The sequence below is a fragment of the Pseudomonas sp. SWI44 genome, from assembly GCF_002947915.1.
Lineage (GTDB): Bacteria > Pseudomonadota > Gammaproteobacteria > Pseudomonadales > Pseudomonadaceae > Aquipseudomonas > Aquipseudomonas taiwanensis.
Genome location: NZ_CP026674.1, coordinates 1555606 through 1578198, shown reverse-complemented (window position 1 = coordinate 1578198; position 22593 = coordinate 1555606). Strand labels below are relative to the sequence as shown.

General features: G+C 63.0%; 20 protein-coding genes. 10 read left to right on the top strand and 10 right to left on the bottom strand.

Annotation, left to right across the window (positions count from 1 at the left end; all coding sequences use genetic code 11):
* Positions 1-8 precede the first annotated feature (8 nt).
* A complete protein-coding gene (locus C4Q26_RS07580) occupies positions 9-884 on the bottom strand; it encodes an AraC family transcriptional regulator (protein ID WP_027908057.1) in 876 nt (291 codons plus the stop codon).
* Between the two features lie 214 nt (positions 885-1098).
* Here C4Q26_RS07580 and C4Q26_RS07575 point away from each other — a divergent pair, with 214 nt between their 5' ends.
* The gene (locus tag C4Q26_RS07575; RefSeq protein ID WP_023378745.1) at positions 1099-2001 is read left to right on the top strand and encodes a DMT family transporter; all 903 of its coding nucleotides are present in this window, start codon (positions 1099-1101) and stop codon (positions 1999-2001) included.
* A gap of 92 nt (positions 2002-2093) precedes the next feature.
* Here the strand turns inward: C4Q26_RS07575 and C4Q26_RS07570 are convergent, their stop codons facing one another.
* Positions 2094-3068, bottom strand: coding sequence for a D-glycerate dehydrogenase (locus tag C4Q26_RS07570; protein ID WP_023378746.1), 975 nt, complete (start codon positions 3066-3068; stop codon positions 2094-2096).
* A 125-nt stretch (positions 3069-3193) separates the two neighbouring features.
* Positions 3194-4141, bottom strand: coding sequence for a LysR family transcriptional regulator (locus C4Q26_RS07565; protein ID WP_023378747.1), 948 nt, complete (start codon positions 4139-4141; stop codon positions 3194-3196).
* Between the two features lie 180 nt (positions 4142-4321).
* On the opposite strand from C4Q26_RS07565, the gene C4Q26_RS07560 reads away from it, so the two are divergent.
* The 4 genes from C4Q26_RS07560 to C4Q26_RS07545 are packed head-to-tail and all read left to right on the top strand — an operon-like array spanning position 4322 to position 9083.
* Positions 4322-5848, top strand: coding sequence for an efflux transporter outer membrane subunit (locus C4Q26_RS07560; RefSeq protein WP_023378748.1), 1527 nt, complete (start codon positions 4322-4324; stop codon positions 5846-5848).
* Positions 5845-8022, top strand: a complete 2178-nt coding sequence (locus C4Q26_RS07555) for an FUSC family protein (RefSeq protein ID WP_104882933.1) — start codon at positions 5845-5847, stop codon at positions 8020-8022. Before C4Q26_RS07560 ends, C4Q26_RS07555 begins: the two co-directional genes overlap by 4 nt.
* On the top strand, positions 8012-8212 hold the full coding sequence (locus C4Q26_RS07550) for a DUF1656 domain-containing protein (RefSeq protein WP_023378750.1): 201 nt from the start codon (positions 8012-8014) through the stop codon (positions 8210-8212). The genes C4Q26_RS07555 and C4Q26_RS07550 overlap by 11 nt, the downstream gene beginning before the upstream one ends.
* Positions 8213-8222: 10 nt before the next feature.
* Complete coding sequence (locus tag C4Q26_RS07545; protein WP_023378752.1) at positions 8223-9083, top strand: HlyD family secretion protein; 861 nt, start codon at positions 8223-8225, stop codon at positions 9081-9083.
* A 258-nt stretch (positions 9084-9341) separates the two neighbouring features.
* On the opposite strand, the gene C4Q26_RS07540 is transcribed toward C4Q26_RS07545, so the two are convergent.
* Positions 9342-9800 carry a universal stress protein gene (locus C4Q26_RS07540; RefSeq protein WP_027908058.1) on the bottom strand — a complete coding sequence of 153 codons (459 nt, stop codon included), beginning with the start codon at positions 9798-9800 and terminating at the stop codon, positions 9342-9344.
* A gap of 177 nt (positions 9801-9977) precedes the next feature.
* Here C4Q26_RS07540 and C4Q26_RS07535 point away from each other — a divergent pair, with 177 nt between their 5' ends.
* From C4Q26_RS07535 to C4Q26_RS07520, 4 genes are all read left to right on the top strand, one after another.
* The gene (locus C4Q26_RS07535) at positions 9978-10886 is read left to right on the top strand and encodes a LysR family transcriptional regulator (protein WP_023378754.1); all 909 of its coding nucleotides are present in this window, start codon (positions 9978-9980) and stop codon (positions 10884-10886) included.
* Between the two features lie 159 nt (positions 10887-11045).
* Positions 11046-12587 (top strand): MFS transporter, encoded by a 1542-nt coding sequence (locus tag C4Q26_RS07530; protein ID WP_023378755.1) that lies wholly within the window; start codon positions 11046-11048, stop codon positions 12585-12587.
* 28 nt (positions 12588-12615) lie between these two features.
* Complete coding sequence (locus C4Q26_RS07525) at positions 12616-13677, top strand: HlyD family secretion protein (protein ID WP_027908059.1); 1062 nt, start codon at positions 12616-12618, stop codon at positions 13675-13677.
* Positions 13674-15122: an efflux transporter outer membrane subunit gene (locus C4Q26_RS07520; RefSeq protein ID WP_104882932.1), complete on the top strand. Its 1449-nt coding sequence runs from the start codon at positions 13674-13676 to the stop codon at positions 15120-15122. The genes C4Q26_RS07525 and C4Q26_RS07520 overlap by 4 nt, the downstream gene beginning before the upstream one ends.
* An 81-nt stretch (positions 15123-15203) precedes the next feature.
* Here the strand turns inward: C4Q26_RS07520 and C4Q26_RS07515 are convergent, their stop codons facing one another.
* Together C4Q26_RS07515 and C4Q26_RS07510 are read right to left on the bottom strand one after the other, a co-directional pair.
* Positions 15204-16028, bottom strand: coding sequence for an SDR family oxidoreductase (locus tag C4Q26_RS07515; protein ID WP_027908061.1), 825 nt, complete (start codon positions 16026-16028; stop codon positions 15204-15206).
* Positions 16029-16115: 87 nt separating this feature from the next.
* Positions 16116-16580 carry a hypothetical protein gene (locus tag C4Q26_RS07510; protein ID WP_023378759.1) on the bottom strand — a complete coding sequence of 155 codons (465 nt, stop codon included), beginning with the start codon at positions 16578-16580 and terminating at the stop codon, positions 16116-16118.
* A gap of 203 nt (positions 16581-16783) precedes the next feature.
* Between C4Q26_RS07510 and C4Q26_RS07505 the strand changes: the two genes are divergently transcribed.
* Positions 16784-17575 carry a hypothetical protein gene (locus tag C4Q26_RS07505; protein WP_155950815.1) on the top strand — a complete coding sequence of 264 codons (792 nt, stop codon included), beginning with the start codon at positions 16784-16786 and terminating at the stop codon, positions 17573-17575.
* Between the two features lie 61 nt (positions 17576-17636).
* Here C4Q26_RS07505 and C4Q26_RS07500 read toward each other — a convergent pair whose 3' ends face one another.
* Genes C4Q26_RS07500 through C4Q26_RS07485 form a run of 4 tightly spaced genes read right to left on the bottom strand, consistent with a single transcriptional unit; the run spans position 17637 to position 22418 of the window.
* Positions 17637-19091 carry a mannose-1-phosphate guanylyltransferase/mannose-6-phosphate isomerase gene (locus C4Q26_RS07500; protein WP_104882931.1) on the bottom strand — a complete coding sequence of 485 codons (1455 nt, stop codon included), beginning with the start codon at positions 19089-19091 and terminating at the stop codon, positions 17637-17639.
* Between the two features lie 35 nt (positions 19092-19126).
* Positions 19127-19774 (bottom strand): alginate O-acetyltransferase AlgF, encoded by a 648-nt coding sequence (locus C4Q26_RS07495; protein ID WP_027908064.1) that lies wholly within the window; start codon positions 19772-19774, stop codon positions 19127-19129.
* A 17-nt stretch (positions 19775-19791) separates the two neighbouring features.
* Entirely contained in the window at positions 19792-20949 is a 1158-nt protein-coding gene (locus C4Q26_RS07490; protein WP_023378763.1) for an alginate O-acetyltransferase, read from the bottom strand.
* An 11-nt stretch (positions 20950-20960) separates the two neighbouring features.
* On the bottom strand, positions 20961-22418 hold the full coding sequence (locus C4Q26_RS07485; RefSeq protein ID WP_023378764.1) for an MBOAT family protein: 1458 nt from the start codon (positions 22416-22418) through the stop codon (positions 20961-20963).
* Between the last annotated feature and the right edge of the window lie 175 nt (positions 22419-22593).

Below are 22593 nucleotides of genomic sequence, written 5' to 3'. Positions count from 1 at the left end.
CCCCGATTTCACGTGTCGAAAGCCAAGCGGTATTCGCCGGGTGTTGCACCGAACGCCTGCTTGAACCGATTACTGAAATGGCTGGCACTGGCAAAACCGCACGACAAGGCAATCTCCCCGAGCGCCATCTCGCCCCGCCGCAACAGCTGGCAAGCCCGGTTCAGGCGCCGGGCCAGCAGGTACTGGTGCGGCGGTAGCCCGAAGCTGGTGCGGAACATGCGTGCAAAGTGATATTCGGAAAGGTTGCAGTACAGCGCCAGCTCGCCCAGGGTAATCGGCTGGTCCAGATGCGCTTCGATGTAGTCGGCCAGTTGCCGGCGCGCACTGGGCGCCAGCCCACCTTTCAAGCGCAACCCTTCGCGCAGGCCAACCTGACCGAGCACTGCATGGTCGACGATCTCATGGGCCAGGCTGCTGGCCAGCAGTCGTTCGCTGGGTTCGTCCCAGTTCAGGGTGATCAACTGGCGAAAGCGCCCGGCCTGCTGCGGGTCGTCCAGGAACGTCGCTTCCCGTAACTGCAGTTCGCGAGGTTCGCGGTCGAGCAGACGTATGCAGCCAAGGGCGAACTGCGTTTCGCTGACGTACAGGTGCGCCAGGCGTATCGAGCCATTGACCACCCAGTTCGACTCGTGGCCGGCGGGCATGATGCACAGCTTGTTCGGCGCGCCTTTGTCGTCCGGGCGCTGGCGCCGGAAAGTCCCTGTGCCGTCGGCGATGTAGCACGACAGCGTGTGGTGGCTCGGCGCCTGGTAGTCGCGGGCATCGTCGCGGTTGCTCCACAGCGCCGCTGCCAGCCCATCGCCCAGGTGCGCGCTCAGCTCCAGCCTGGCGTTGGGCGAGGCGTGCATGGCGTTGAAGACTTGCAGCTGGGACAGTGGGGTCATGGGCGTTTCCTCTGGCAGCCATCGTACTGCGGTTGCAAGGCCGTGGCAGCTACCGGCGAAGCAAAAGCGCAAGTTTGTGCAAGCGCCAAAGGTCGACAGAAACAACACTGGTGTCTCATCCCCGGCAATACCGGGCTTCTCCAGGAGCCAGCTTGCCGGCGATAGGCCGCCAAGCGGCCTTAGCAAGCATGGACGAATACCCAAGGAGCCACCCATGAACCTGTCCTTGTATTTACTCACTGTGCTCATCTGGGGCACCACCTGGATCGCTCTCAAACTGCAGTTGGGCGTGGTCGCCATCCCGGTATCGATCGTCTACCGTTTCGCCTTGGCCGGCCTGATCCTGTTCGCCATCCTGCTGTTCACGCGCCGGCTGCAGCCGATGAACCGGCGTGGCCATCTGGTTTGCCTGGCGCAGGGTTTGTGCCTGTTCTGCGTCAACTTCATGTGCTTTCTCACGGCCAGCCAATGGGTCGCCAGTGGCCTGATTGCGGTGGTGTTCTCCACCGCCACCCTGTGGAATGCGCTTAATGCACGGATCTTCTTTGGCCAGAAAATCGCCACTAATGTGCTGGCTGGCGGGGCGACGGGCTTACTCGGCCTGGGCCTTCTGTTCTGGCCTGAACTGTCCAGCCACACGGCCAGCCGCGAGACCTTGTATGGACTGGGCCTGGCCCTATTGGGCACCCTGTGCTTCTCGGCCGGCAACATGCTTTCCAGCCTGCAGCAGAAAGCGGGGCTCAAACCCATGACCACCAACGCCTGGGGCATGGTCTATGGCGCGTCGATGCTGGCGCTGTATTGCCTGGTCAGCGGTATTCCCTTCGCGATGGAATGGAACCTGCGCTACATCGGTTCGTTGCTGTACCTGGTGATTCCAGGTTCGGTGATCGGCTTCACCGCCTACCTGACCCTGGTAGGTCGCATGGGGCCTGAGCGAGCGGCCTATTGCACGGTGCTGTTCCCGCTGGTGGCATTGAATGTGTCGGCGTTCGCGGAGGGGTATCAGTGGACGGCACCCGCCCTGTTGGGGCTGGTGGCGGTGATGGCGGGGAATGTGCTGGTGTTTCGTAAGCCCAAGGCACGTGACGTGGCTGGGGCGGTGGCAGTCAGGTAGCGCCCATCGCCGGCAGGCCGACTCCTACGGAGGACAGCGCGGTAGGAGCCGGCTTGCCGGCGACAAGGCTGGAAGAACTCAACAACGATACATCAATGCTTCCAGACCTGCGGGTTCACCAAGTCCCGTGGACGCTCACCCAGCAGCGCCGCGCGCAGGTTGTCGATCGCTCGGTTGGCCATGGCTTCACGGGTCTCGGCGGTGGCCGAGCCAACGTGTGGCAGGGTCAGGGCGTTTGGCAGCTTGAACAGCGGCGAGTCGCTCAGCGGTTCTTTCTCGTACACATCCAGGCCGGCGCCGCGAATGGTTCCGGCTTGCAGCGCCTCGACCAGCGCTGCCTCGTCCACCACCGGGCCACGGGCGATGTTGATCAGGAACGCACTTGGTTTCATCAGTTTGAGCTCCCGTGCACTGATCAGCTTGCGGGTGGCATCGGACAGCGGCACCACGATGCAGACGAAATCGGATTCGGCCAGCAGTTGATCCAGGCTGCGGAACTGAGCGCCGAGTTCCTGCTCCAGCGCGGTCTTTCGGCTGTTGCCGGCATACAGAATCGACATGTTGAAGCCGAAGCGACCACGACGGGCCACGGCCGCGCCGATGTTGCCCAGACCGACGATACCCAGCGTCTTGCCGTGCACATCGGTGCCGAAGTGGGCCGGGCCGACGGTGGCCTGCCACTGGCCAGCCTTGGTCCAGGCGTCGAGTTCGGCGGTGCGGCGGGCGCAGCCCATGATCAGCGAGAAACCCAGGTCGGCGGTGCTTTCGGTCAGCACATCCGGGGTATTGGTCAGGGCGATGCCGCGCTCGTTGAAGTAATCCAGGTCATAGTTGTCGTAGCCGACCGACACGCTGGAGACCACTTCCAGCTTGGCCGCGCCTTCAAGCTGGGCGCGGCCAAGCTTGCGACCGACGCCGATCAGACCATGGGCCCCGGGCAGGGCTTCGTTGAACTGGGCAGCGATGTCGCCGAGCTTAGGGTTCGGCTGGATCACGTTGAAGTCTTGCTGCAGGCGCTCGGCCATGGCCGGGGTGATACGGCTGAAGGCCAGGACGGTCTTTTTCATCGGGCTACTTCTCTGCAAGGCGGTAGGACAGTGGTGGCGGCTTCGCGGATGAACCGGATCGTTGCGAAGAGGCCGGTATTGGTTAGCAACCTACCATTGTCCACCGCCTTGGCGCAGCAGCTTTTTCAGTTGGCGATCTGCAGCTCGTGGGTTTTCAGGTCCGCTTCGTGGGCCGCGAGAATCTCTGGCAGGGAGTTACGCAAGTACTCCACCCAGGTCTTGATCTTCGCATCCAGGTACTGGCGAGAGGGGTAGATGGCATACAGGTTCAGCTCCTGCAGCCGGTACTCGGGCATCACCCGCACCAGGCTTCCGTCGCGCAGGCCGTCGATTGCCGAATAGATCGGCAACACGCCCATGCCCATGCCGCTGCGAATCGCGGTTTTCATCGCATCGGCCGAGTTCACCTGGAACGGCGAGGTGGAGATGTTGACCAGTTCCTGGCCTTCCGGACCATCGAACAGCCACTTTTCCAAGGGAATCACCGGGCTGACCATGCGCAGGCAGGCGTGCTTGAGCAGGTCGACCGGTTTGTGCGCGAAACCCTGCTTGGCCACGTATTCAGGCGAAGCACAGACAATGCTGTAGGTGATCCCCAGGCGCTGGGAAACGAACCCCGAGTCGGGCAGTTCGCTGGCCAGCACGATGGACACGTCGTAGCCCTCGTCGAGCAGGTCCGGTACGCGGTTGGCCATGGTCAGGTCGAAGGTGACGTCCGGGTGCGATTCGCGGTAGCGGGCAATGGCGTCGACCACGAAGTGCTGACCGACACCGGTCATGGAATGCACTTTCAGTTGCCCGGCCGGACGGGCGTGGGCATCGCTGGCTTCGGCTTCGGCTTCCTCCACGTAGGTGAGGATCTGTTCGCAGCGCATCAGGTAACGCTTGCCCGCCTCGGTCAGGGCGATACGCCGGGTGGTGCGGTTCAGCAGCCGGGTTTGCAGATGGGCTTCCAGATTGGATACCGCCCGCGAAACGTTCGCGGTGGTCGTATCGAGCTGCGCGGCGGCAGCCGTAAAGCTGCCCAGCTGAGCTACGCAACTGAAAGCACGCATGTTTTGCAGGGTGTCCATGGGTCACTCTCGATGTAGAGGACAAAATTGTGACACGAAGTAACGAAAATGTTCCTTCGACCAAAGCCGGATTATCGCCGTTTTGGTAACAAAGATTCGCAGGAATGTGCGCTTATCGCCAGTGCGGCTGCCCCCTAGAATTGCCCGGCCTCTCCACTTCTTCCTCGGGAAATCGCAGCTGTGCCGCGTCGCATCATCGGAACGCTCCAGGCGTTCAGCGTCTGTGCCCTTAGTCTCGCCTTGAGCGGCTGTATTGGAACCTGGGGCATAGCCCCGAAAAGCAAAACCCTGCAAGCCAACACCCTGATCACCGATGCGGCCATTCGCGAAGCCGCAACCGATGCCCATTGGCCCGATCAACAGTGGTGGCACGCCTACCACGACCCGCAACTGGACCGTTGGGTCGCCCTGGCAGTGGCCGGCAGCCCGAGCATGGCCATGGCCGCCGCGCGAGTGCGTCAAGCCAAATCCATGGCGGGCGTGGTCGAGTCCGCAGAAAAGCTGCAGGCCAACGGCCAGGCGACGCTCAAGCGCCACAACTGGCCCGAGGACCAGTTCTACGGCCCCGGCGCGTTGTCGGGTGCCAACACCTGGGACAACAATGCCGCCATTGGCTTCAGCTACGCCCTCGATCTGTGGGGGCGCGAGCGCAATGCCACCGAGCAGGCCGTGGACCAGGCGCACATGAGCGTGGCCGAGGCGCGTCAGGCGCAGCTCGAGCTACAGAACAATGTGGTACGTGCCTATATTCAACTGAGCCTGCATTTCGCCCAGCGCGATATCGTCAAGGCCGAACTCGATCAGCAGGAGCAGATTCTGGCCCTGGCCCAGCGTCGTCTGGACGCCGGCATCGGTACCCATTTCGAAGTCAGCCAGGCCGAAGCGCCCCTGCCTGAAACGCACCGCCAGCTCGACAGCCTCAACGAAGAAATCGCCCTGACCCGCAACCAGTTGGCGGCATTGGCCGGCAAAGGCCCAGGGGAGGGTGCCAGCATCGAGCGACCCACCCTGACCCTGGGGGCCGACCTCAAGCTGCCATCGGCCTTGCCTGCCGAGCTGGTCGGGCAGCGCCCCGACGTGGTTGCCAGCCGCTGGCAAGTGGCGGCTCAGGCGCGGGGCATCGACGTCGCCCATGCCGGGTTCTTCCCCAATGTGGACCTGGTCGGTAGCCTCGGCTTCATGGCCACCGGCGGCGGCCCGCTGGAGTTTCTCACGGGACGCAAGTTCAACTACAACGTAGGCCCGGCCATCAGCCTGCCGATTTTCGACGGTGGTCGCCTGCGCTCCGAGCTGGGCGTCGCCTCGGCCGGTTACGACGTGGCCGTGGCGCGCTACAACCAGACGGTGATCGGCGCGCTGAAGAACATCTCCGACCAGTTGATCCGCCGCGAGTCGATGAAAGAGCAGTCGCACTTCGCCGCCGAGTCCGTGGCCGCCGCGCAGAAGACCTATGACATCGCCATGGTGGCCTTTCAGCGTGGCTTGACCGATTACCTCAACGTGCTCAACGCCCAGACCCTGCTGTTCCGTCAGCAACAGGTGCAACAGCAGGTGCAGGCTGCACGACTGGCCGCCCACGCCGAGCTGGTCACCGCGTTGGGCGGCGGCCTTGGGGCCGGTGAAGACGTACCGGACCAGGCGCGTCAGGCCGCGCCGAAAACCCCCGCCACGCTGGCCATCTTCGACAAGCCGGAACACGCTGAATGAGCACATCGAGCTTGCCCCTGCGCTGGCTGCAAAGCCTTGAGTGGCGTCGGGGTTTCTTTGCCTGGGCGCGTACCGATGGTGTGACCTGGGTCTACATCTTCAAGATCATCGCGGCTGCGCTCATCACCCTGTGGTTGGCCATGCGGTTGGAGTTGCCGCAACCGCGCACGGCAATGATCACTGTGTTCATCGTCATGCAGCCGCAGAGCGGTCATGTATTCGCCAAGAGCTTCTACCGGGTGCTCGGCACCTTGGCCGGCTCGGCGATGATGATCGCGCTCATTGCCCTGTTCCCACAGAACACCGAGTTGTTCCTGCCTTGCCTGGCGGTGTGGGTCGGCCTGTGCTCTGCCGGTGCCATGCGCTACCGGACCTTCCGCGCCTATGGGTTCGTGCTCGCCGGCTATACCGCGGCGATGATTGGCCTGCCGGTGCTCGAGCACCCAGACCAGGCCTTCATGGCCGCCGTGTGGCGGGTGCTGGAAATTTCGCTGGGCATCTTGGTGTCGACGCTGGTCAGTGCCGCCGTGTTGCCACAATCGGCCAGTGCTGCCATGCGTAACGCTCTCTACCAGCGCTTTGGCGTGTTCGCCGGGGTCGTGGTCGAGGCGCTGCGCGGCGAAAGTCAGCGTGACCGCTTCGAAGCCAGCAACGTGCGCTTCGTCGCCGAGGCCGTGGGCCTGGAAACCCTGCGCAACGTCACCGCGTTCGAAGACCCGCACATGCGACGTCGCAGTGGCCGGCTGGTACGCATGAACAGCGAGTTCATGGCCATCACCACGCGCTTCAATGCCCTCAATCGCCTGCTCGAACGCTTGCGTGCACGCGGGCCGCTGCAGATCGTCAGTGCTATCGAACCCGGTATCGAGACCTTGGCCAAACTGCTCGACCCGTATGTGGGCCGGGCCTTGACCGATGCCGATGCCCTGCGCCTGGCCTTGGAGTTGGCGGCCTACAAGGAAGGTCTGCAGGCCCAGGTGCGCAGCCTGCGCGCCGACTACCTGCGAACCGAGCCCAGCGAGTCGGACCTGCTGGACTTCCACACCGCGTTCGAGTTGCTGTACCGGTTCGTCGACGAGATGTTCAGCTACGCCGAAACCCATGCCTCGCTGGCGGCCCACAACCATGCGCGTGAGCAGTGGGACGAGCCTTACGTGTCGCGCACTAACTGGCTGGTGTCGCTGGCCGCGGGCGTGCGTGCCTCGGCGGTGTTGCTGCTGTTGGGCAGCTATTGGTTGCTCAGTGACTGGCCTAGCGGCGCCATGATGACCTTGGTCGCCACGGTGACGGTGGGCCTGTCGGCGGCCTCGCCAAACCCTAAGCGCATGTCGTTCCAGATGGCCTGCGGCACGATGCTTGGGGCTTTCATCGGCTTCTACGAAACCTTCTTCGTCTTCCCCTGGATCGACGGCTTCCCGTTGCTGTGCGTGGTCCTGGCACCGGTCTTCGTGCTAGGCGCGTTCCTCGCATCGCGCCCGGCCTATGCCGGGTATGGACTGGGGCTGCTGGTGTTCTTCTCCATCGGGTCGGTGCCCAACAACCTCACCACCTACAACCCTTACAGCTTCATCAACGACTACATCGGCATGGTCATCGGTATGCTGGCCTGTGCGGCTGCGGGGGCGATCATCCTGCCGCCGAACAGCCGCTGGCTGTGGAGCCGCCTGGAGCAAGATTTGCGCGCGCAGGTGCTGTTCGCCATCGGCGGACGCCTGCGCGGTTTGGGCAGCGCCTTCGAAAGCCGAACCCGCGACCTGTTGCACCAGGCCTACGGCCTTGCCGCTGGCAAGCCCGAGGTGCAAAGCCAATTGATGCGCTGGATGTTCGTGGTACTGGAAATCGGCCACGCCATCATCGAACTGCGCAAGGAACAGGCCCGTGCTCCGGTGCATCCGGCCTATGCCGAATCGCAGCCTTGGCGCCAGGCTATCCGCGTGATGGGCCGTGCCCTGGCCCGGTTGTTCCTGCAACCTAGCGCCAGCAATCACGAACGTGCCCTGGTGGCGGTGGACCATGCCATCAGCCGTGTGCAGGCCACCGACGAACCCTTTGCCCGGCACTTCGACACTTCGGTGCTGCGCCGGGTGCAGAGCTATTTGCATTTCATCCGTACTTCCCTGCTCGACCCACAGTCGCCACTGGCCCCGGCGAAAGGATTGCACCATGCCCCGTGAGATCGCCTTCCATGGCGTTTACATGCCCACCATGACCCTGATGTTCCTGCTCGCCCTGGGCCTGGCCTGGGGTCTGGACCGGTTCATCGCCAGCCATGATGGCTATCGTTTTTTCTGGCATCCGGCGCTGCTGCGCCTAAGCCTGTTCGTCTGCTTGTTCGGCGCCATGGCGCTGTCTCTCTACTGGTGAGAATCCTTCGATGAAAAAGTTCTTCAGCTTGATCGCCACTCTGCTGGTGCTGGCCGCCGCCGTGGTGATCGGCCACCAGTTGTGGAAGCACTACATGACAACGCCGTGGACCCGTGACGGCCGCGTGCGTGCCGACATCATCAACGTCGCCGCCGACGTGCCCGGCTATGTAGTGGAGGTGCCGGTCAAGGACAACCAGCGGGTCAGGAAGGGAGACCTGTTGATCCAGATCGACCCTGAGCACTACCAACTGGCGGTCGACCAGGCCAAGGCCCTGGTCGCCTCGCGTAAGGCCACTTGGGAAATGCGCAAGGTCAACGCCAAGCGCCGTGCCGACATGGACAACCTGGTGATCTCCAAAGAGAACCGCGACGACGCCAGCAACATCGCCAATTCCGCGCTGGCCGACTACCAGCAGGCCCAGGCACAGTTGGCGGCCGCCGAACTGAACCTGAAGCGTACGCGCATCGTTGCGACGGTGGACGGGTATGTCACCAACCTGAACATTCACCGGGGCGACTATGCACGTACCGGAGAAGCGGTGATGGCAGTGGTCGATGAGAACTCGTTCTGGGTCTATGGCTTCTTCGAGGAGACCAAGCTGCCGCATGTGAAGGTTGGTGACCAGGCCGAGCTGGAGATGATGAGCGGCGAGCGCATCAAAGGGCATGTGGAGAGCATCGCCCGCGGTATCTACGACCGCGACAACCCACAAAGCCGCGAGCTGATCGCCGATGTGAATCCGACCTTCAACTGGGTGCGCCTGGCGCAGCGGGTGCCGGTGCGGATTCATATCGATGAAGTGCCGCAGGGGTATCTGCTGGCGGCGGGGACCACTTGTACGGTGGTGGTGAAGCCTGGGGAGAGGTGAGATGTTCTGGGGCCAGGCATGGGATTTGTGGCGGGTTTGAGATCGAGCGCCGCCCGCGCGGCGCATCGCGAGCAAGGCTCGCTCCTACGTCTGTTTAGGGCCAATTATGCGTGAGTGCATGGTGCGATACCGTGTCGTACAAACAAGGCGGTCGCGCGCGCCTGCCACTGGCGTTACTGGCCAGAAACAAACGTAGGAGCGAGCCTTGCTCGCGATGCGCCGCGCGGGCGGCGCTCGATCTCACTGACGCTACAACACTCACGGCGAGCCCTCCGCAGCCCCCACCAAAACAGGCACCTGCACCCGATCAATCACCTTCGCGCTGATCGACGGATCCAGCAACCGCCCCAGCCGGGACAGGTGCCGGTGCCCCATGATGATCAATTCGCACTCCAATTCCTGGGTCTTGGCGACAATCGCCTCGACAGGCTGCCCGGCAACCATGCAGCCCCGGGCAGCAAAACCAGCTCCTTGCAAAGCCTCTACAGCCTCGGCCACCGCGCGGTCGCCCAAGCGCTGCTCTTCACAGGCAGCGGGGTATTGCTCCAGTTCTTCGGCGGTGTAAGGCGCGGGTGTGTCGTGCACGGCGAAAGTGGAGTCGATGGCCAGCAGGATATGCAGTTCATGTTCGCCTGGGCGGCAGTAGCGTTGGGCCAGGGCGAGCAGCCCGGTGGAAGCGGGGGAAGCGTCGATGGCGATGAGTACGGGGCTGGGCATGTGCGATCCTTGTGGGGGTGATGTGTTGCCGGCGATGGCGCCGGTACAGCCACTGCATTCCTTATGGCCCATCCGCACGCCGAGATAAATGCCCCATCATGCATGGCCGCATTGCGTCTGGTGCAATCGTCCGACCTGTTAACATGATGGCCCCCACAGCTGTCACGGAAAACGGTCATGCAACTCCCGGACATGAACCTGCTCGTCGCCCTCGACGCCCTGCTTGATGAAGGCAGCGTGGTCGGCGCGGCGCAACGCATGAACCTGAGCCCGGCGGCGATGAGCCGGACCCTGGGGCGGATTCGTGATGCGCTGGGCGATCCGATCCTGGTGCGTGCCGGCCGTGGTCTGGTGCCGACGCCCCGGGCACTGGCCCTGCGCGAGCAGGTCAGCCAGCTGGTGGAACAGGCCGGGCAGGTGTTTCGCAATGGCGACGATGTCGACCTGCCAAGCCTCGACCGGGCCTTCAACATTCGCACCAATGACCTGTTCATCGCCCTGTATGGCGCCCGTCTGCTGCACAAGATGCACGAGCAGGCACCGCGCACCGTCTTGCGTTTCGTCCCGGAAAGCCCCGGGGGCGATGACGACAGCGTGCTACGTGATGGGCGCACTGACCTGATCATCAGCTCGACCGTGGACTTGGGTCCGGAAATCAAGGTACAGAGTCTGTTTCATACGCATTACGTTGGGCTGGCGCGCAGCGACCACCCGATTTTCCAGCAACCGATCACGCCGTTGAGCTTTGCCAGTTATCCACAGATCAGCGTGTCGCGGCGTGGCCGTGCCAATGGGCCGATCGACGTCGAACTGGCCAACTTCAAGGTGGAGCGGCGGGTGGCATTGATCACCCCCAGTTTCCACTCGGCGCTGTTCTCGCTGCCGGACTCGAACCTGATCCTGCCGATGCCGGCCAATATTCTCAGCAGTGTGGAGAGGCTGGGGTTGCCCCTGCGCTCGTTCGAAATTCCAGTGCCGCTGGAGCGGGTGAACGTGATGCAGGCGTGGCATCCGCGGTTTCACAACGACCCGGCGCACCGCTGGTTGCGGCAAACCCTCAAGGCTTGCTGCAACATCGACCCTTGATGCTCACGTCGCTCGCTTCGCAGGTAGCTCCGCGAAAGTACGCACTGCTCCACCGATTGCGTCTGACGCAACATAAAACTGCCAATAAGTCGATTTTCGTCAGCATTCGACTTTCATAGACTTCTCCAGCCCGAAATTTGTTGCTGGAGATGTCACCCCGTGAGTTCCCTGTCTGCGCCCGCCACCGCGATAGTCGCCGCCCCAGCGCCGGCCGCGCCCGTGCAGACGGCGTTCGGCCTGCGGGTGGTGGTTGGCCTGTTCGGTGTACTGCTGGCGGTGCTGTGTGCCGGTCTGAACGAGTCGGTGACCAAGATTTCCCTGGCCGATATTCGTGGCGCGATGGGCATCGGTGCCGACGAGGGCGCCTGGTTGCTGGCGGTCTACAGCGCGGCATCGGTTTCGGCCATGGCCTTCGCGCCGTGGTTGGCCACCACCTTCTCCTTGCGCCGCTTCACCATGACCGCGGTCGGCCTGTTCGCCGTGCTCGGTCTGCTCCAGCCGTTCGCCCCGAACCTGCACAGCCTGATGCTGTTGCGCATACTCCAGGGCTTCGCTTCCGGCGCGTTGCCACCGATGCTGATGAGCGTGGCGCTTCGCTTCCTGCCGCCGGGCATCAAGGTCTATGGTCTGGCGTGCTACGCACTGACCGCCACCTTCGGGCCCAATCTCGGCACGCCGCTGGCCGGGCTGTGGACCGAATATGTCGGTTGGCAGTGGGCGTTCTGGCAGATCATCCTGCCCTCGGCCGTGGCAATGTTCTGCGTCGGCTGGGGCCTGCCGCAGGACCCGCTGCGCCTGGAACGCTTCAAACAGTTCGACTGGCGTGGCGTGGTGCTGGGCTTGCCGGCGATCAGTTGCATCGTGCTGGGGCTGTCGTTGGGCGACCGTTGGGGGTGGTTCGATTCCCCGTTGATCTGCTGGCTACTGGGCGGCGGCCTGCTGCTGCTGGTGCTGTTCATGTACAACGAATGGTCCGAGCCACTGCCGTTCTTCCAGTTGCGCATGTTGCAGCGGCGCAACCTGAGCTTCGCCCTGTTGACCCTGGCGGGTGTGCTGATCGTGCTCTCTGGTGTGGGCAGCATTCCATCGGCCTACCTTGCGCAGATCCAGGGTTATCGCCCTGCGCAGACCAGCCCGCTGATGATGCTGGTGGCCATGCCGCAACTGATCGCCCTGCCGCTGACGGCAGCGCTGTGCAATATCCGTGCGGTCGATTGTCGCTGGGTGCTGGGCATTGGATTGGCCATGCTGGCGATGTCCTGTGTCGGCAGTAGCCTGCTGACCTCCGAATGGATTCGCGGCGATTTCTACCCCTACTACCTGCTGCAGGTGTTCGGCCAGCCGATGGCGGTACTGCCGTTGCTGATGTTGTCCACCAACGGCATGACCCCGCAGGAAGGCCCCTTCGCCTCGAGCTGGTTCAACACCGTCAAAGGCCTCGCCGCCGTGATCGCCACAGGCCTGCTGGATGCGCTTGGCACCCTGCGTCGACATTTCCATTCCAACCACCTGGTGGACAGCCTGGGCAATGCCCCGCTGATCGACGACAACACCGCAGGCCTGGCCGGGCGCATTCACGAGCAGGCGCAGGTGCTGACCTGCGCTGACCTTTACCTGGTCATGGCCTGTATCGCCGTGGCGCTGATCTGCCTGATTCCTTTCGTGCCTACCCGGGTCTATCCACCGCGTGCGGTGGCCTGAACCCTGGATGAATTCGAGAACGCTGAAAATGAGCAACAACCGCAAGACTATCGTGATCGGCTCGGTGCTGGCCGTGGCTGTGCTGGCCGGCATCGTCGGCCCCTGGATGCTGGGCAGCGATCATCGTCAGAGCACCAATGACGCCTATGTGACCGCCGACTACACCGTGGTCGCCCCCAAGGTCGCAGGGTTCATCAAGGACGTACGGGTGGAAGACAACCAGCAGGTTCACGCTGGCCAACTGTTGGCGACCATCGATGACCGCGATTATCGAGCCGCACTCGATGCCGCCCAGGCGCAGTTGTTGGTGGCCAAGGCGCAGAGCGCCGATGCCCGCGCAACGCTCGATCGGCAGGCGGCCCTGATCGCTCAGGCTGAAGCGGCCGTCAAGGCCGCCCAGGCCGAGGCAGCTTTCGCCGACCATGAAGTCAATCGCTACAGTCGCCTCGCCGAACAGGGCGCCGGAACCGTGCAGAACGCCCAGCAGGCGCGCAGCCGGGTCGACCAGGCCCGTGCTCGCCTGGCCAATGCCCAGGCTGCGCTGGTGGCCACGCGCAAGCAGGTCGATGTTCTCACCGCCCAGGTCGCCAGTGCCGATGGCCAGCTCAAACGCGCCGAGGCAGGTCTGGAAAAAGCCCAGCTGGATCTCTCCTACACCCGTATCACCGCCCCCGTCGACGGCATGGTGGGCGAGCGCGCGGTGCGGGTTGGCGCTTACGTCAATCCAGGCGCGCGGCTGCTGTCGGTGGTGCCGCTGGAGCGCGCCTACGTCGTGGGCAACTTCCAGGAGACCCAGCTGACCCATGTGCAGCCAGGGCAGCCGGTGAGCATCAGCGTCGATACCTTTTCCGGTGAAACCCTCAAAGGCCACGTCCAGAGCATTGCCCCGGCCACAGGCGTGACTTTCGCCGCTGTGAAACCTGACAACGCCACTGGCAACTTCACCAAGGTCGTGCAGCGTATTCCGGTGAAGATTGTGTTCGAAGATGGCCAGCCGCTGCTTGCCCGCCTGCGCGTGGGCATGTCGGTGGAGGCGACCATCGACACCCATGGCGACAAGTTCGAAGGCAAAGAGGTCAGTGCGCGATGAAACCGGCCTTGCGTTTGAGCCCCGTGTTGCTGGCTGTGGTGCTGGCCGGCTGCACCCTCGGGCCGGATTTCCAGCGTCCGGATAGCCAGGCGCCACAGAACTGGGCGTCTTTGCAGGGTGACGCTGCTCCCAGCCAGCCGCAGGCCGAACCTATGGAATTACGCTGGTGGGATAGCTTTAACGACGCCCGCCTGAGTGCCTTGATCCAGAAAGTCGCCGAGCGCAACCTCGACCTGCAGATGGCCAGTGCTCGCCTTGTGCAAAGCCGTGCGCTGCGCAGTACGGTGGCCGCCGATGAAGCACCGTCTGTGGACGTCGACGCAGGCTACAGCCGCGCCCGTAACAGCGCCGAGGGGCTGAGCGACCCGTCCGGCAACGCCGGCAAGTCTGCGTTCAACCTGTGGCAGGGCGATTTGGTCGCGGGTTGGGAACTGGACCTGTGGGGTCGCGTACGCCGCCAGGTGGAGGCTGCCGATGCCACAGTCGAGGTGGCCGAGAACGACCGTCGCGCTGTGCTGCTGGCCCTGCTGTCCGAAACGGCCGGCAACTACATCCAGCTACGCGCCGTGCAGCACACGTTGGCGGTGACCCAGGACAACCTGGAGGTGGCACGGCACAGCCTGAAACTGTCCGAGGACCGCCAGGCCGAAGGGGTGGCCACCCGACTCGACGTCGCCCAGGCCAGCGCCCAGGTGGCCTCGATCGAGGCACGCCTGCCTAGCCTCCAAGCCAGGCGCGATGACCTGATCAACGCCCTCAGCTTGCTGGCCGCCGAACCGCCACGCAGCTTGCAGGCCGAGTTGCTGGAGGGAGGTGAGCTGCCGACGCCGCGACAGAGGTTTGCCATTGGCCTGCCGTCAGAGTTGGCCGAGCGACGCCCGGATATCCGGCTTGCCGAAGCCCGATTGCATGCCGCCACGGCCAGCATCGGTGTGGCCAAGGCCGACTTCTACCCGAGCATACGGCTGTCGGGCAGCATGGGTTTTCAGGCCATGCAACTGTCGGACTTCGGTAGTTGGGATTCGCGGCGTTTCGCCTTTGGTCCGCAATTGTCGCTGCCGATCTTCGAAGGCGGCAGGCTCAAGGGCACCTTGGAATTGCGCGAGGCGCAGCAACAGGAGGCCGCGCTGAACTACCGCAAGGTCGTGCTCGGTGCCTGGCATGAAATCGACGATGTACTGCGTCTGTACAACGCCAGCCAGTTGCGTCGCGACCACCTGGCCGAAGCGGTGCGGCAGAACCGCATCGCCCTGGAGACTGCCCAGCGTCAGTACGTGGAAGGGGCGGTGGACTTTCTCAATGTGTTGAGCGTGCAGGGTGCCCTGTTAGCCAGTGAAGAGCAGTGGATCGACAGTTCGGCTGCGGTTTTCCAAGCGTTGGTTGGCCTATACAAAGCCCTGGGTGGAGGGTGGCAGGCATTCGATATGCAGCCGCATAAAGCATGAGGATTGGCGCCGCCGCTGCTTTGAGGGAGGGGCCCTGTGTCTTGGAAGGGCTGCACAGCAGCCCCCCATGACGGCATGGGCTCAAAGCGGACGCAAAAGCCCAAAGCGCTTGCGCAACACCCAGTCCAGCATGCGGCGCGGCAGCAGCCGGGCCATCAACGGTAGTGCCGTGCTGCCATTGCCCAATCGCACAACGGCGGGCACCTTGCGCTTGCCCGTCGCTGCTAGCACCCCTTTGGCGAACACCGCCGCAGGCGTTGGGCGGTCCTGCGATGCCCGGGCCCGTGCCTGAACCTGTTCGCGCAAAGGCCACCACGCCGAGTCCGCTGCCAGCACCTGATCGGCCTGGCGTTGGGCATTGCTGGCGAACTGCGAGGCAATCGCCCCTGGCTGCACCTCCATCACCTGAATGCCAAAGGGCGCCAACTCAAGGCGCAAGGCATCGCTCAGCGCGTTCACCGCGGCTTTCGAGGCGCAGTAGGCTCCCGCAAACGGGGTCACCAGCACGCCTGACACGCTGCCGATGTTCACCACCAGACCACGGGCGCGGCGTAGCAGCGGGAACAGCGCGCGCGTCACGCCGATCACCGCGAAGACATTGGTTTCGAATTGCTGGCGCAGGGCATCAACCCCACCGTCGAGCAGCGGCCCCATGGCGCCGTAGCCGGCATTGTTGATCAGCATGTCCAGTCGGCCATGACGGTCCTCCAACTCGTCAGCCAGTCGCTTCAGGGCCTCGCTGTCATTCACATCCAGCTCACGTGCGGCGAAACCGGCTGCGGCCAGCACCGCGACGTCTTCGGGCTTGCGGGCGGTGGCCCAGACTTCATAGCCAGCATCGCGGAAGGTATCGGCCAGGGCGCGGCCGATGCCGCTGGAACAACCGGTGATCAGGACGGTGGGCATGCTTGGGACCTGTTGTCAGTGAGTGGGTTATTTCCCGTGCCGCGTCTTCGCGGGTTACCCCGCCGAAGGGCCGGTAGAGGCGACGCATCAGTTGGCAAATGTACCTTGCAGGTGCTCGGCCCGGAATTCCAGGGTCTGTGGCCGGTACCCCGAGCGCAGCGGCGGAAGTGGCAAGCAGTCTTGCCACTGTGCCCCCGGCTGCAATTCGCCCGGTCCGCGGTAACGCGGTGCATTGTAGGTATTCTCGGCAAGGTTCACCGTATCGCCAGGGGCGTAGGCTGCCACGCGCCAACGCAGTTCGGTCAGCGGGACATCGTTGCCGTTTTTCATGGTCACCCGCAGTGCGCGGTCGGCGGGGCATTCTTGCGGTGCGTAGGTCAGGCGCAGGTCCAGGCGTGCCAACTGCGAGGTTTCACGGTTGTCCTGCCAGGCCACCCACAATGCCACCAGACCCAAGCCGCACACGGCGGCCATGGAAATCGGCAAGGCCTTGGCCGGGTAGCGCAGCAGCAGGACAAGCCAAGTGAGTATCAGAGCGGCGCCGATAAGCATCAGTCAGTGACCTTCAATGCACAGGTTCATCCATCCTAGCGGTAAATCGATCCAGCTTGAAGGACGCGACGCTGTCTACGGCACACCTGGCATTTCTGCCAGTTTCGAATGCCTCTCTGCGCTCGTAGCCTTTCTCCAAGGCGGCACGTTCTCACATGCAGCATCTACTTCATAACGCTTGCGCCGCCGCAGGAGACAAGAAAGTGAATTCAAGCAAGGAAAAAGTGGGGCAGTTGGTTGGACAAATGACTGCCGTGATCAGTGGGCGCGATGCAAGGTTCAAGGCCAGCACGATCAACTATCTGCCAGGCAATGCGGTGTTCGCGATCGACGATGAAGCCATCGATAACGAGCCATTCATTTATATTCACCTGCCCGAAACGCCAGAGGTGAAAACCTACGATATCGAGCCTCTGGAAGCTGGCAAGGTTTGGGCGCACCTTGGCATCGAAGGCGCCGGTTACGCGCAGACCGGCAGGCTGGCCATCGAGGTGTTGGGAAGCTCGGGCGAGCCGAAGCAGGCAAGCTTCGACTTCAAGGGCGGCAACAGCTCGTTTTCGGTGAGCGATGGTCACTTTGAAATCGACAGTCAGGTGAGAACCCTGGCAGCGAAGGCTTCCGGGACCGCCACGGCACAGGTAAGCCCGGTCCTTGAAAGCAATGGTGGGTTCACGGCTGATCAAATCCGGCCACTCTACAACTCGGCAGGTGAACTGTCGGGCGTTCTGGTTAGCCAGCGAGAGGGGCTCAAGGGTGGCCTGGAGGATTTTGGCGCGTTTTTCCTGTTCACTGCTGACAGCGTCACCAATTACTTCGCCGTTGTTGACCGTGGGCTTTATGCGGGGCAGCCAAGTGGTGGCAACCCGCCGATCGGCAAGTTCGAATACAGACAGGGTCAAAGCCTGCTCATCGAATTCGAGTTTGAATTCACCAGGTCCGGCAAGAAGTACGTGCTGAACAGCGGGCGAGTCGAGCTCGATCTGCGTCCCAAGTAACGCCGCATTGAAAAAGCCCCGTGGTCGTCCAAGGCCACGGGGCTTTCTTTACGTCCGCTATTTACTGCGCGATGGTCTTCACCGAAATGCCGCGTTCGATGGGTGTGGATGTACGCCCATACACGTCTTCGAATCGCTCGATGTCATCCTCGCCCAGGTAGCTGCCAGACTGAACCTCGATGATCTCCAGTGGGATCTTGCCCGGGTTGCGCAGGCGGTGGACCGAGGCGATCGGGATGTAGGTCGATTGGTTCTCGGTAAGCAGGAACACATTCTCGTCACACGTCACTTCGGCGGTGCCGGACACCACGATCCAGTGCTCGGCGCGGTGGTGGTGCATCTGCAGCGACAGGCTGGCGCCCGGCTTGACGGTGATGTGCTTGACCTGGAATCGCCCGCCCATGTCCACCGAGTCGTACGAGCCCCACGGGCGATACACTTCCAGGTGGTTCTGGGTTTCGCTGCGGCCTTGCTCGTCGAGCGTCTTGACCATCTGCTTGACGCCCTGGACCTTGTCCTTGTGGGCGATCATCATCGCGTCCTTGGTCTCGACCACCACGATGTTCTCCAGGCCAATCACCGACACCAGCTTGCCGTTGCCATGGATCATGCAGTTGCGGCTGTCCTGCACCACCACATCACCCTTGGTGACGTTGCCGTCGGCGTCCTTTTCGTGCACGTCCCACAGCGACGACCAGCAGCCCACATCGCTCCAACCGGCGGACATCGGCACCACGCAGGCGCGCTGGGTCTTTTCCATCACGGCGTAGTCGATGGAGTTGTCCGGGCAGCAGGCGAAGGTGGCTTCGTCGATGGTCAACACGTCGCCGTCTTCAGCGCTGCGCTCCAGGGCCAGTACGCAGGTGTCGTAGATGTCGGCGTCATGTTTCTTCAGCTCTTCGAGGAAGCGGCTGGCGCGGAACAGGAACATCCCGCTGTTCCAGAAGTAACCACCGGCCTGAACGAATTCGGCGGCGCGTTTTTCATCGGGCTTTTCGACGAACTGCGCAACCCGCGCCACGCCCTCAGGCAGCAGGGCATCCTGGCTGGAGCGGATGTAGCCGTAGCCGGTTTCAGGCTTGGTGGCCGGCACGCCGAACAGCACCATCTCGCCACGTTCAGCAGCCACGGTGGCCAGGGCCAGGGCGCGTTGCAGTGCCTTCTGGTCCTCGATCACATGGTCGGCCGGCAGCACCAGCATCAGCTCGTCGCGGCCTTCGTTGACCAGCTTCATGGCCGCCATGGCTACCGCTGGGGCGGTGTTGCGACCGAACGGCTCCATCAGGATGCCTTGGGTCTGCAGCTTCAGCGCGGCGAGTTGTTCCTGAACGATGAACTTGTGGTCCTTGTTGCAGACCACGATAGGCGCGTCCATGCCTTCGAACACCAGGCGCTTCAGGGTTTGCTGGAACAGGGTGTGTTCACCGGTCAGGGCCAGGAACTGCTTGGGGAACTGCTTGCGCGACAGAGGCCACAGACGGGAACCGCTACCACCAGAAAGAATTACCGGGATCATCATGTTTCTCCAATAGTCGTTTAGAGGCAGGGGGATCAGTTGCTAGCCACGGGGCGAGTTACCCACACCGGCGACAAGTTGTTGCCGGAACCCGTTACGTACAGCACTGCGGCTTCGCCGCGCTCCAGAGCGACCGGCTTGAGGTCGCTGACTTTCTTGTCGCCTTCGAACAAGGCCAGGTTGACCTTGACCGGATTGATTTCACGTTCGCCACGGCCCTTGGCGGTTACCGAATCCACCACGGCAGTCTTGCCATCGGCGGTTTTCAGGGTCAGGGTCTGGTCGCTGAGGTTCTGGACCCGGACAAGTGCTTTCTGCTTGTTCTTGAACGGCGGTTCTTCGATCAACTGCGGGTTGCCGCCGGCGTTGTTGACCAGGGTGTAGTACTTGTCGGCGGCCAGTTTGACCGGGACGCTCTTGCCGCCGACCTGGGCGGTGTAGTCACCCCCCGGCAGGAAGCTGAAGTCGCTGCTGGCCTGGGCGCCGACCTGCTTGATCTGGGTGTTGCCGACAGTGGCGGCGGTGGGTGCGCTGGAGGCGTTGTACAGGCGCACGAAGGTCGAACCCTTCGGTGCGGTTGGGCCGTACAGCGCAGCGTCGGCGCCGGCGAAGGCTTGCATCGAAGCCAGGGAAAGGCCTGCCGCGAGGGTGAGGGCTTTGGCAATGGAAGTCTTGGTAGTCATGTGCGTGTTCCTCTCTATCAGTGGTTCGTCCGGGAGGACGACAAGGCCAGGTTTTCTTCGGATTTACGTGCGCTCTTGAGCTGTGCGATCCAGTTCGGGTCGAAGCTGCTGAGGTCGTTCTTCATTGGCAGATATCGTTCTGGGAATTCCCACACCACCACTTGTGGCGCGGCATTTTTGAAGGCATCGCTTTGCAGGTACTTGAGCATCGGCAACACCGGGCCATGGCCGTCTTCGGCGTAGTTGGCCACGTCGCTGCGCAGGGCTTGCTGCAGGGCACCGAGGAAGTTCCAATGCGGGTTTGCGCTGTAGCTGGTCCCCACCAGGGCCACTGGAATCCGGGTGTCGGCGAACAGTGCGTCGTCGGCCTCGCCCTCGGTTTGCGCAGGGCGCGTGGTGCGCTGCTGCAGGTTGTCGGGGGTCGGCAGCAGGTTGCTGAAGAGTGGGTCCAGCGGCAGGAAGTTGGTCAGGTCGCCCTTGTACGGTGCGCTGTTGCCAGCCTCGGTGATGAACGTCTGCGGCTCGCCATTGAGCAGGTTCTGACGGCCAACGGCTTCGGCCAGGGCCTGTGCGACGACTTCGGCGCCCATGGGCGTCCAATGGGTGTCGGTACGCAGGAACACCTGGCCACGGGCCTTGGCCTGTTCCAGGGCCGCCTGCAGGTCGGGAGCGAACACGTTGGCCTGGCGGGCCTGGGCATGGAAGCGGTTGTACAGGTCATCGTGCAGGCTGGCCGGTTGTTCCTTGCCCAGGTACTCCGAGTAGATCCGCGCCTTGGCTGGGACGATTGCCAGCACCAGTTGCACGTTGTGGCGCTTGAGGGTTTCGCTCACGCCACGGATGAGGGCGAGGTTTTCCTGCATCAACTGTTCGGCGCCGGCAGTCGGCTTGAACTCTTCGTCACTGAACAGCCACTGGTCGCGCCCCAGGACCACGCCCGGGCGGCCTTCGTTGAACAACTTGAAGTCCAGCGCCGCCCAGACGTTGGTGCCCAGGCGCTTGATCGGGAACTGCTCGTCGTAATGGGTCTCGGCAGCCTTGGCCAGCTTGCCGTCGAGCATGGTCATCTGCTCGGTGCGCTGGAAGCTTTGCAGGCCACCGGTGGACCACACGCCCATGCCCACCAGCAGACCGAGGAACGACAGGGAGTAAGTGATGCGTAATGTCCGGGTCATGGTCATCAGCCTCAGAACTGGAAGTAGAGGAACGGCGAGTAGCTCTGCGCCGAGAGCTTGAGGATCGAAGCCACGAACAGCAGCAGGATCAGGGCGCGGGACATTACCCGGGTCCAGTCCAGGCCGATCGAGCCATCGGCATTGACCTGCACCGGGCTTGCCACGGGGCTCGGCTTGGCATTGCGGTAGAAGTCGCGCAGGCCGAAGAACGCCAGGGTGATGTAGGCGATGACCAGCGTGGCCACCTGCAGGCCAGTGAGCTGGGCGCGATTGAGTTCGGACAGCTGCCACTGGCCGAAGCTGAACATGGCGCCATACATGCGGCCGGCCACTTCCAGGTTCTCGGCGCGGAAGATCACCCAGCCGACCACTACCAGCAGGAAGGTGAAGGCCCATTTGACCGGGTTGAAGCGTTGCGGATTGGTGTCGATGCCCAATGCACGCTCGATGGCCAGCCACATGCCGTGCCAGGCGCCCCAGATGATGTAGGTGAAGTTGGCGCCGTGCCACAGCCCGCCCAGCAGCATGGTCAGGAACAGGTTGCGGTAGGTATTGAAGGTGCCTTTGCGGTTACCGCCCAGGGTGATGTACAGGTAGTCCCGCAGCCAGGTCGATAGGCTGATGTGCCAGCGGCGCCAGAACTCGGTGATCGACTGGCTGATGTAGGGCTGCTTGAAGTTCTCCATGAAGCGGAAGCCCATCATCAGACCCAGGCCGATGGCCATGTCGCTGTAGCCGGAGAAGTCGAAGTACAGCTGCGCGGTATAGGCCAGGGCGCCGAGCCAGGCGTCGCCAGTGGTGGGGTTCTGCAGGGCGAAGCAGTGATCGGCGACCACCGCCAGGGTGTCGGCGATGAACACTTTCTTGATGAAGCCCTGCATGAAGCGGGTGCAGCCTTCGGAGAACTTGTCCAGTGTGTGGGTGCGGTTATTGAACTGGTCGACCAGATCCTTGAAGCGCAGCACGGGGCCTGCGATCAGGTGCGGGAAGATGGCCACGAACGCCGCGAAATCGATCAGGTTGCGGGTGGCCGGGGTGTCGCCGCGATACACGTCGATGATGTAGCTGATCGACTCGAAGATATAGAACGAGATACCGATCGGCAGCAGCACGTGGGTGAGGATGAACGGCTCCAGGCCAAACGAGGTGATGATCGCGTTCAGGCTGTCGACGCCGAAATTGGCGTACTTGAAGTAGCCCAGGATCGCCAGGTCCACGCCTACGCCAAGCAGCAGCCAACGTTGGGCCGGCTTGGTGCGCACGCCCGCGGCACCGACTTTCAGGCCGATCCAGTAGTTCCACAGGGTGACCCCGGCGAACAGGGCGAGGAAGTCCACCCGCCACCAGGCGTAGAAGATGTAGCTGGCAACCAGCAGCAGCAGGTTGCGATAGCGTTGCCCGCTCAAGTAGTACAAGCCGAGGAAGACCGGCAAGAACAGGAACAGGAACACGTTGGACGAGAAGACCATCCCGGTTCTCCTTTTTGTTCACAGCATCCAGGGCAAAGCGCCCCCCAAACCCCCCACTCGAAAAGTGGGAGATACCTAGTCCCTTGCAGGAGCGGATTCATCCGCGATTGCGATGGTCATGGCAGTGGTTGTGAGCCTGCCGACGCCAGCGCGGATGAATCCGCTCCTGCAGGGC

Bases quoted from the DNA above. Each gene is read 5' to 3' on its own strand.
- C4Q26_RS07555 (WP_104882933.1), top strand. From the start codon at position 5,845: ATGAGCACATCGAGCTTGCCCCTGCGCTGGCTGCAAAGCCTTGAGTGG.
- C4Q26_RS07515 (WP_027908061.1), bottom strand. From the start codon at position 16,028: ATGCCCACCGTCCTGATCACCGGTTGTTCCAGCGGCATCGGCCGCGCC.
- C4Q26_RS07510 (WP_023378759.1), bottom strand. From the start codon at position 16,580: ATGCTTATCGGCGCCGCTCTGATACTCACTTGGCTTGTCCTGCTGCTG.
- C4Q26_RS07545 (WP_023378752.1), top strand. From the start codon at position 8,223: ATGAAAAAGTTCTTCAGCTTGATCGCCACTCTGCTGGTGCTGGCCGCC.
- C4Q26_RS07575 (WP_023378745.1), top strand. From the start codon at position 1,099: ATGAACCTGTCCTTGTATTTACTCACTGTGCTCATCTGGGGCACCACC.
- C4Q26_RS07490 (WP_023378763.1), bottom strand. From the start codon at position 20,949: ATGACCCGGACATTACGCATCACTTACTCCCTGTCGTTCCTCGGTCTG.
- C4Q26_RS07540 (WP_027908058.1), bottom strand. From the start codon at position 9,800: ATGCCCAGCCCCGTACTCATCGCCATCGACGCTTCCCCCGCTTCCACC.
- C4Q26_RS07535 (WP_023378754.1), top strand. From the start codon at position 9,978: ATGCAACTCCCGGACATGAACCTGCTCGTCGCCCTCGACGCCCTGCTT.
- C4Q26_RS07570 (WP_023378746.1), bottom strand. From the start codon at position 3,068: ATGAAAAAGACCGTCCTGGCCTTCAGCCGTATCACCCCGGCCATGGCC.
- C4Q26_RS07500 (WP_104882931.1), bottom strand. From the start codon at position 19,091: ATGATCCCGGTAATTCTTTCTGGTGGTAGCGGTTCCCGTCTGTGGCCT.
- C4Q26_RS07495 (WP_027908064.1), bottom strand. From the start codon at position 19,774: ATGACTACCAAGACTTCCATTGCCAAAGCCCTCACCCTCGCGGCAGGC.
- C4Q26_RS07525 (WP_027908059.1), top strand. From the start codon at position 12,616: ATGAGCAACAACCGCAAGACTATCGTGATCGGCTCGGTGCTGGCCGTG.
- C4Q26_RS07580 (WP_027908057.1), bottom strand. From the start codon at position 884: ATGACCCCACTGTCCCAGCTGCAAGTCTTCAACGCCATGCACGCCTCG.
- C4Q26_RS07550 (WP_023378750.1), top strand. From the start codon at position 8,012: ATGCCCCGTGAGATCGCCTTCCATGGCGTTTACATGCCCACCATGACC.
- C4Q26_RS07520 (WP_104882932.1), top strand. From the start codon at position 13,674: ATGAAACCGGCCTTGCGTTTGAGCCCCGTGTTGCTGGCTGTGGTGCTG.
- C4Q26_RS07485 (WP_023378764.1), bottom strand. From the start codon at position 22,418: ATGGTCTTCTCGTCCAACGTGTTCCTGTTCCTGTTCTTGCCGGTCTTC.
- C4Q26_RS07565 (WP_023378747.1), bottom strand. From the start codon at position 4,141: ATGGACACCCTGCAAAACATGCGTGCTTTCAGTTGCGTAGCTCAGCTG.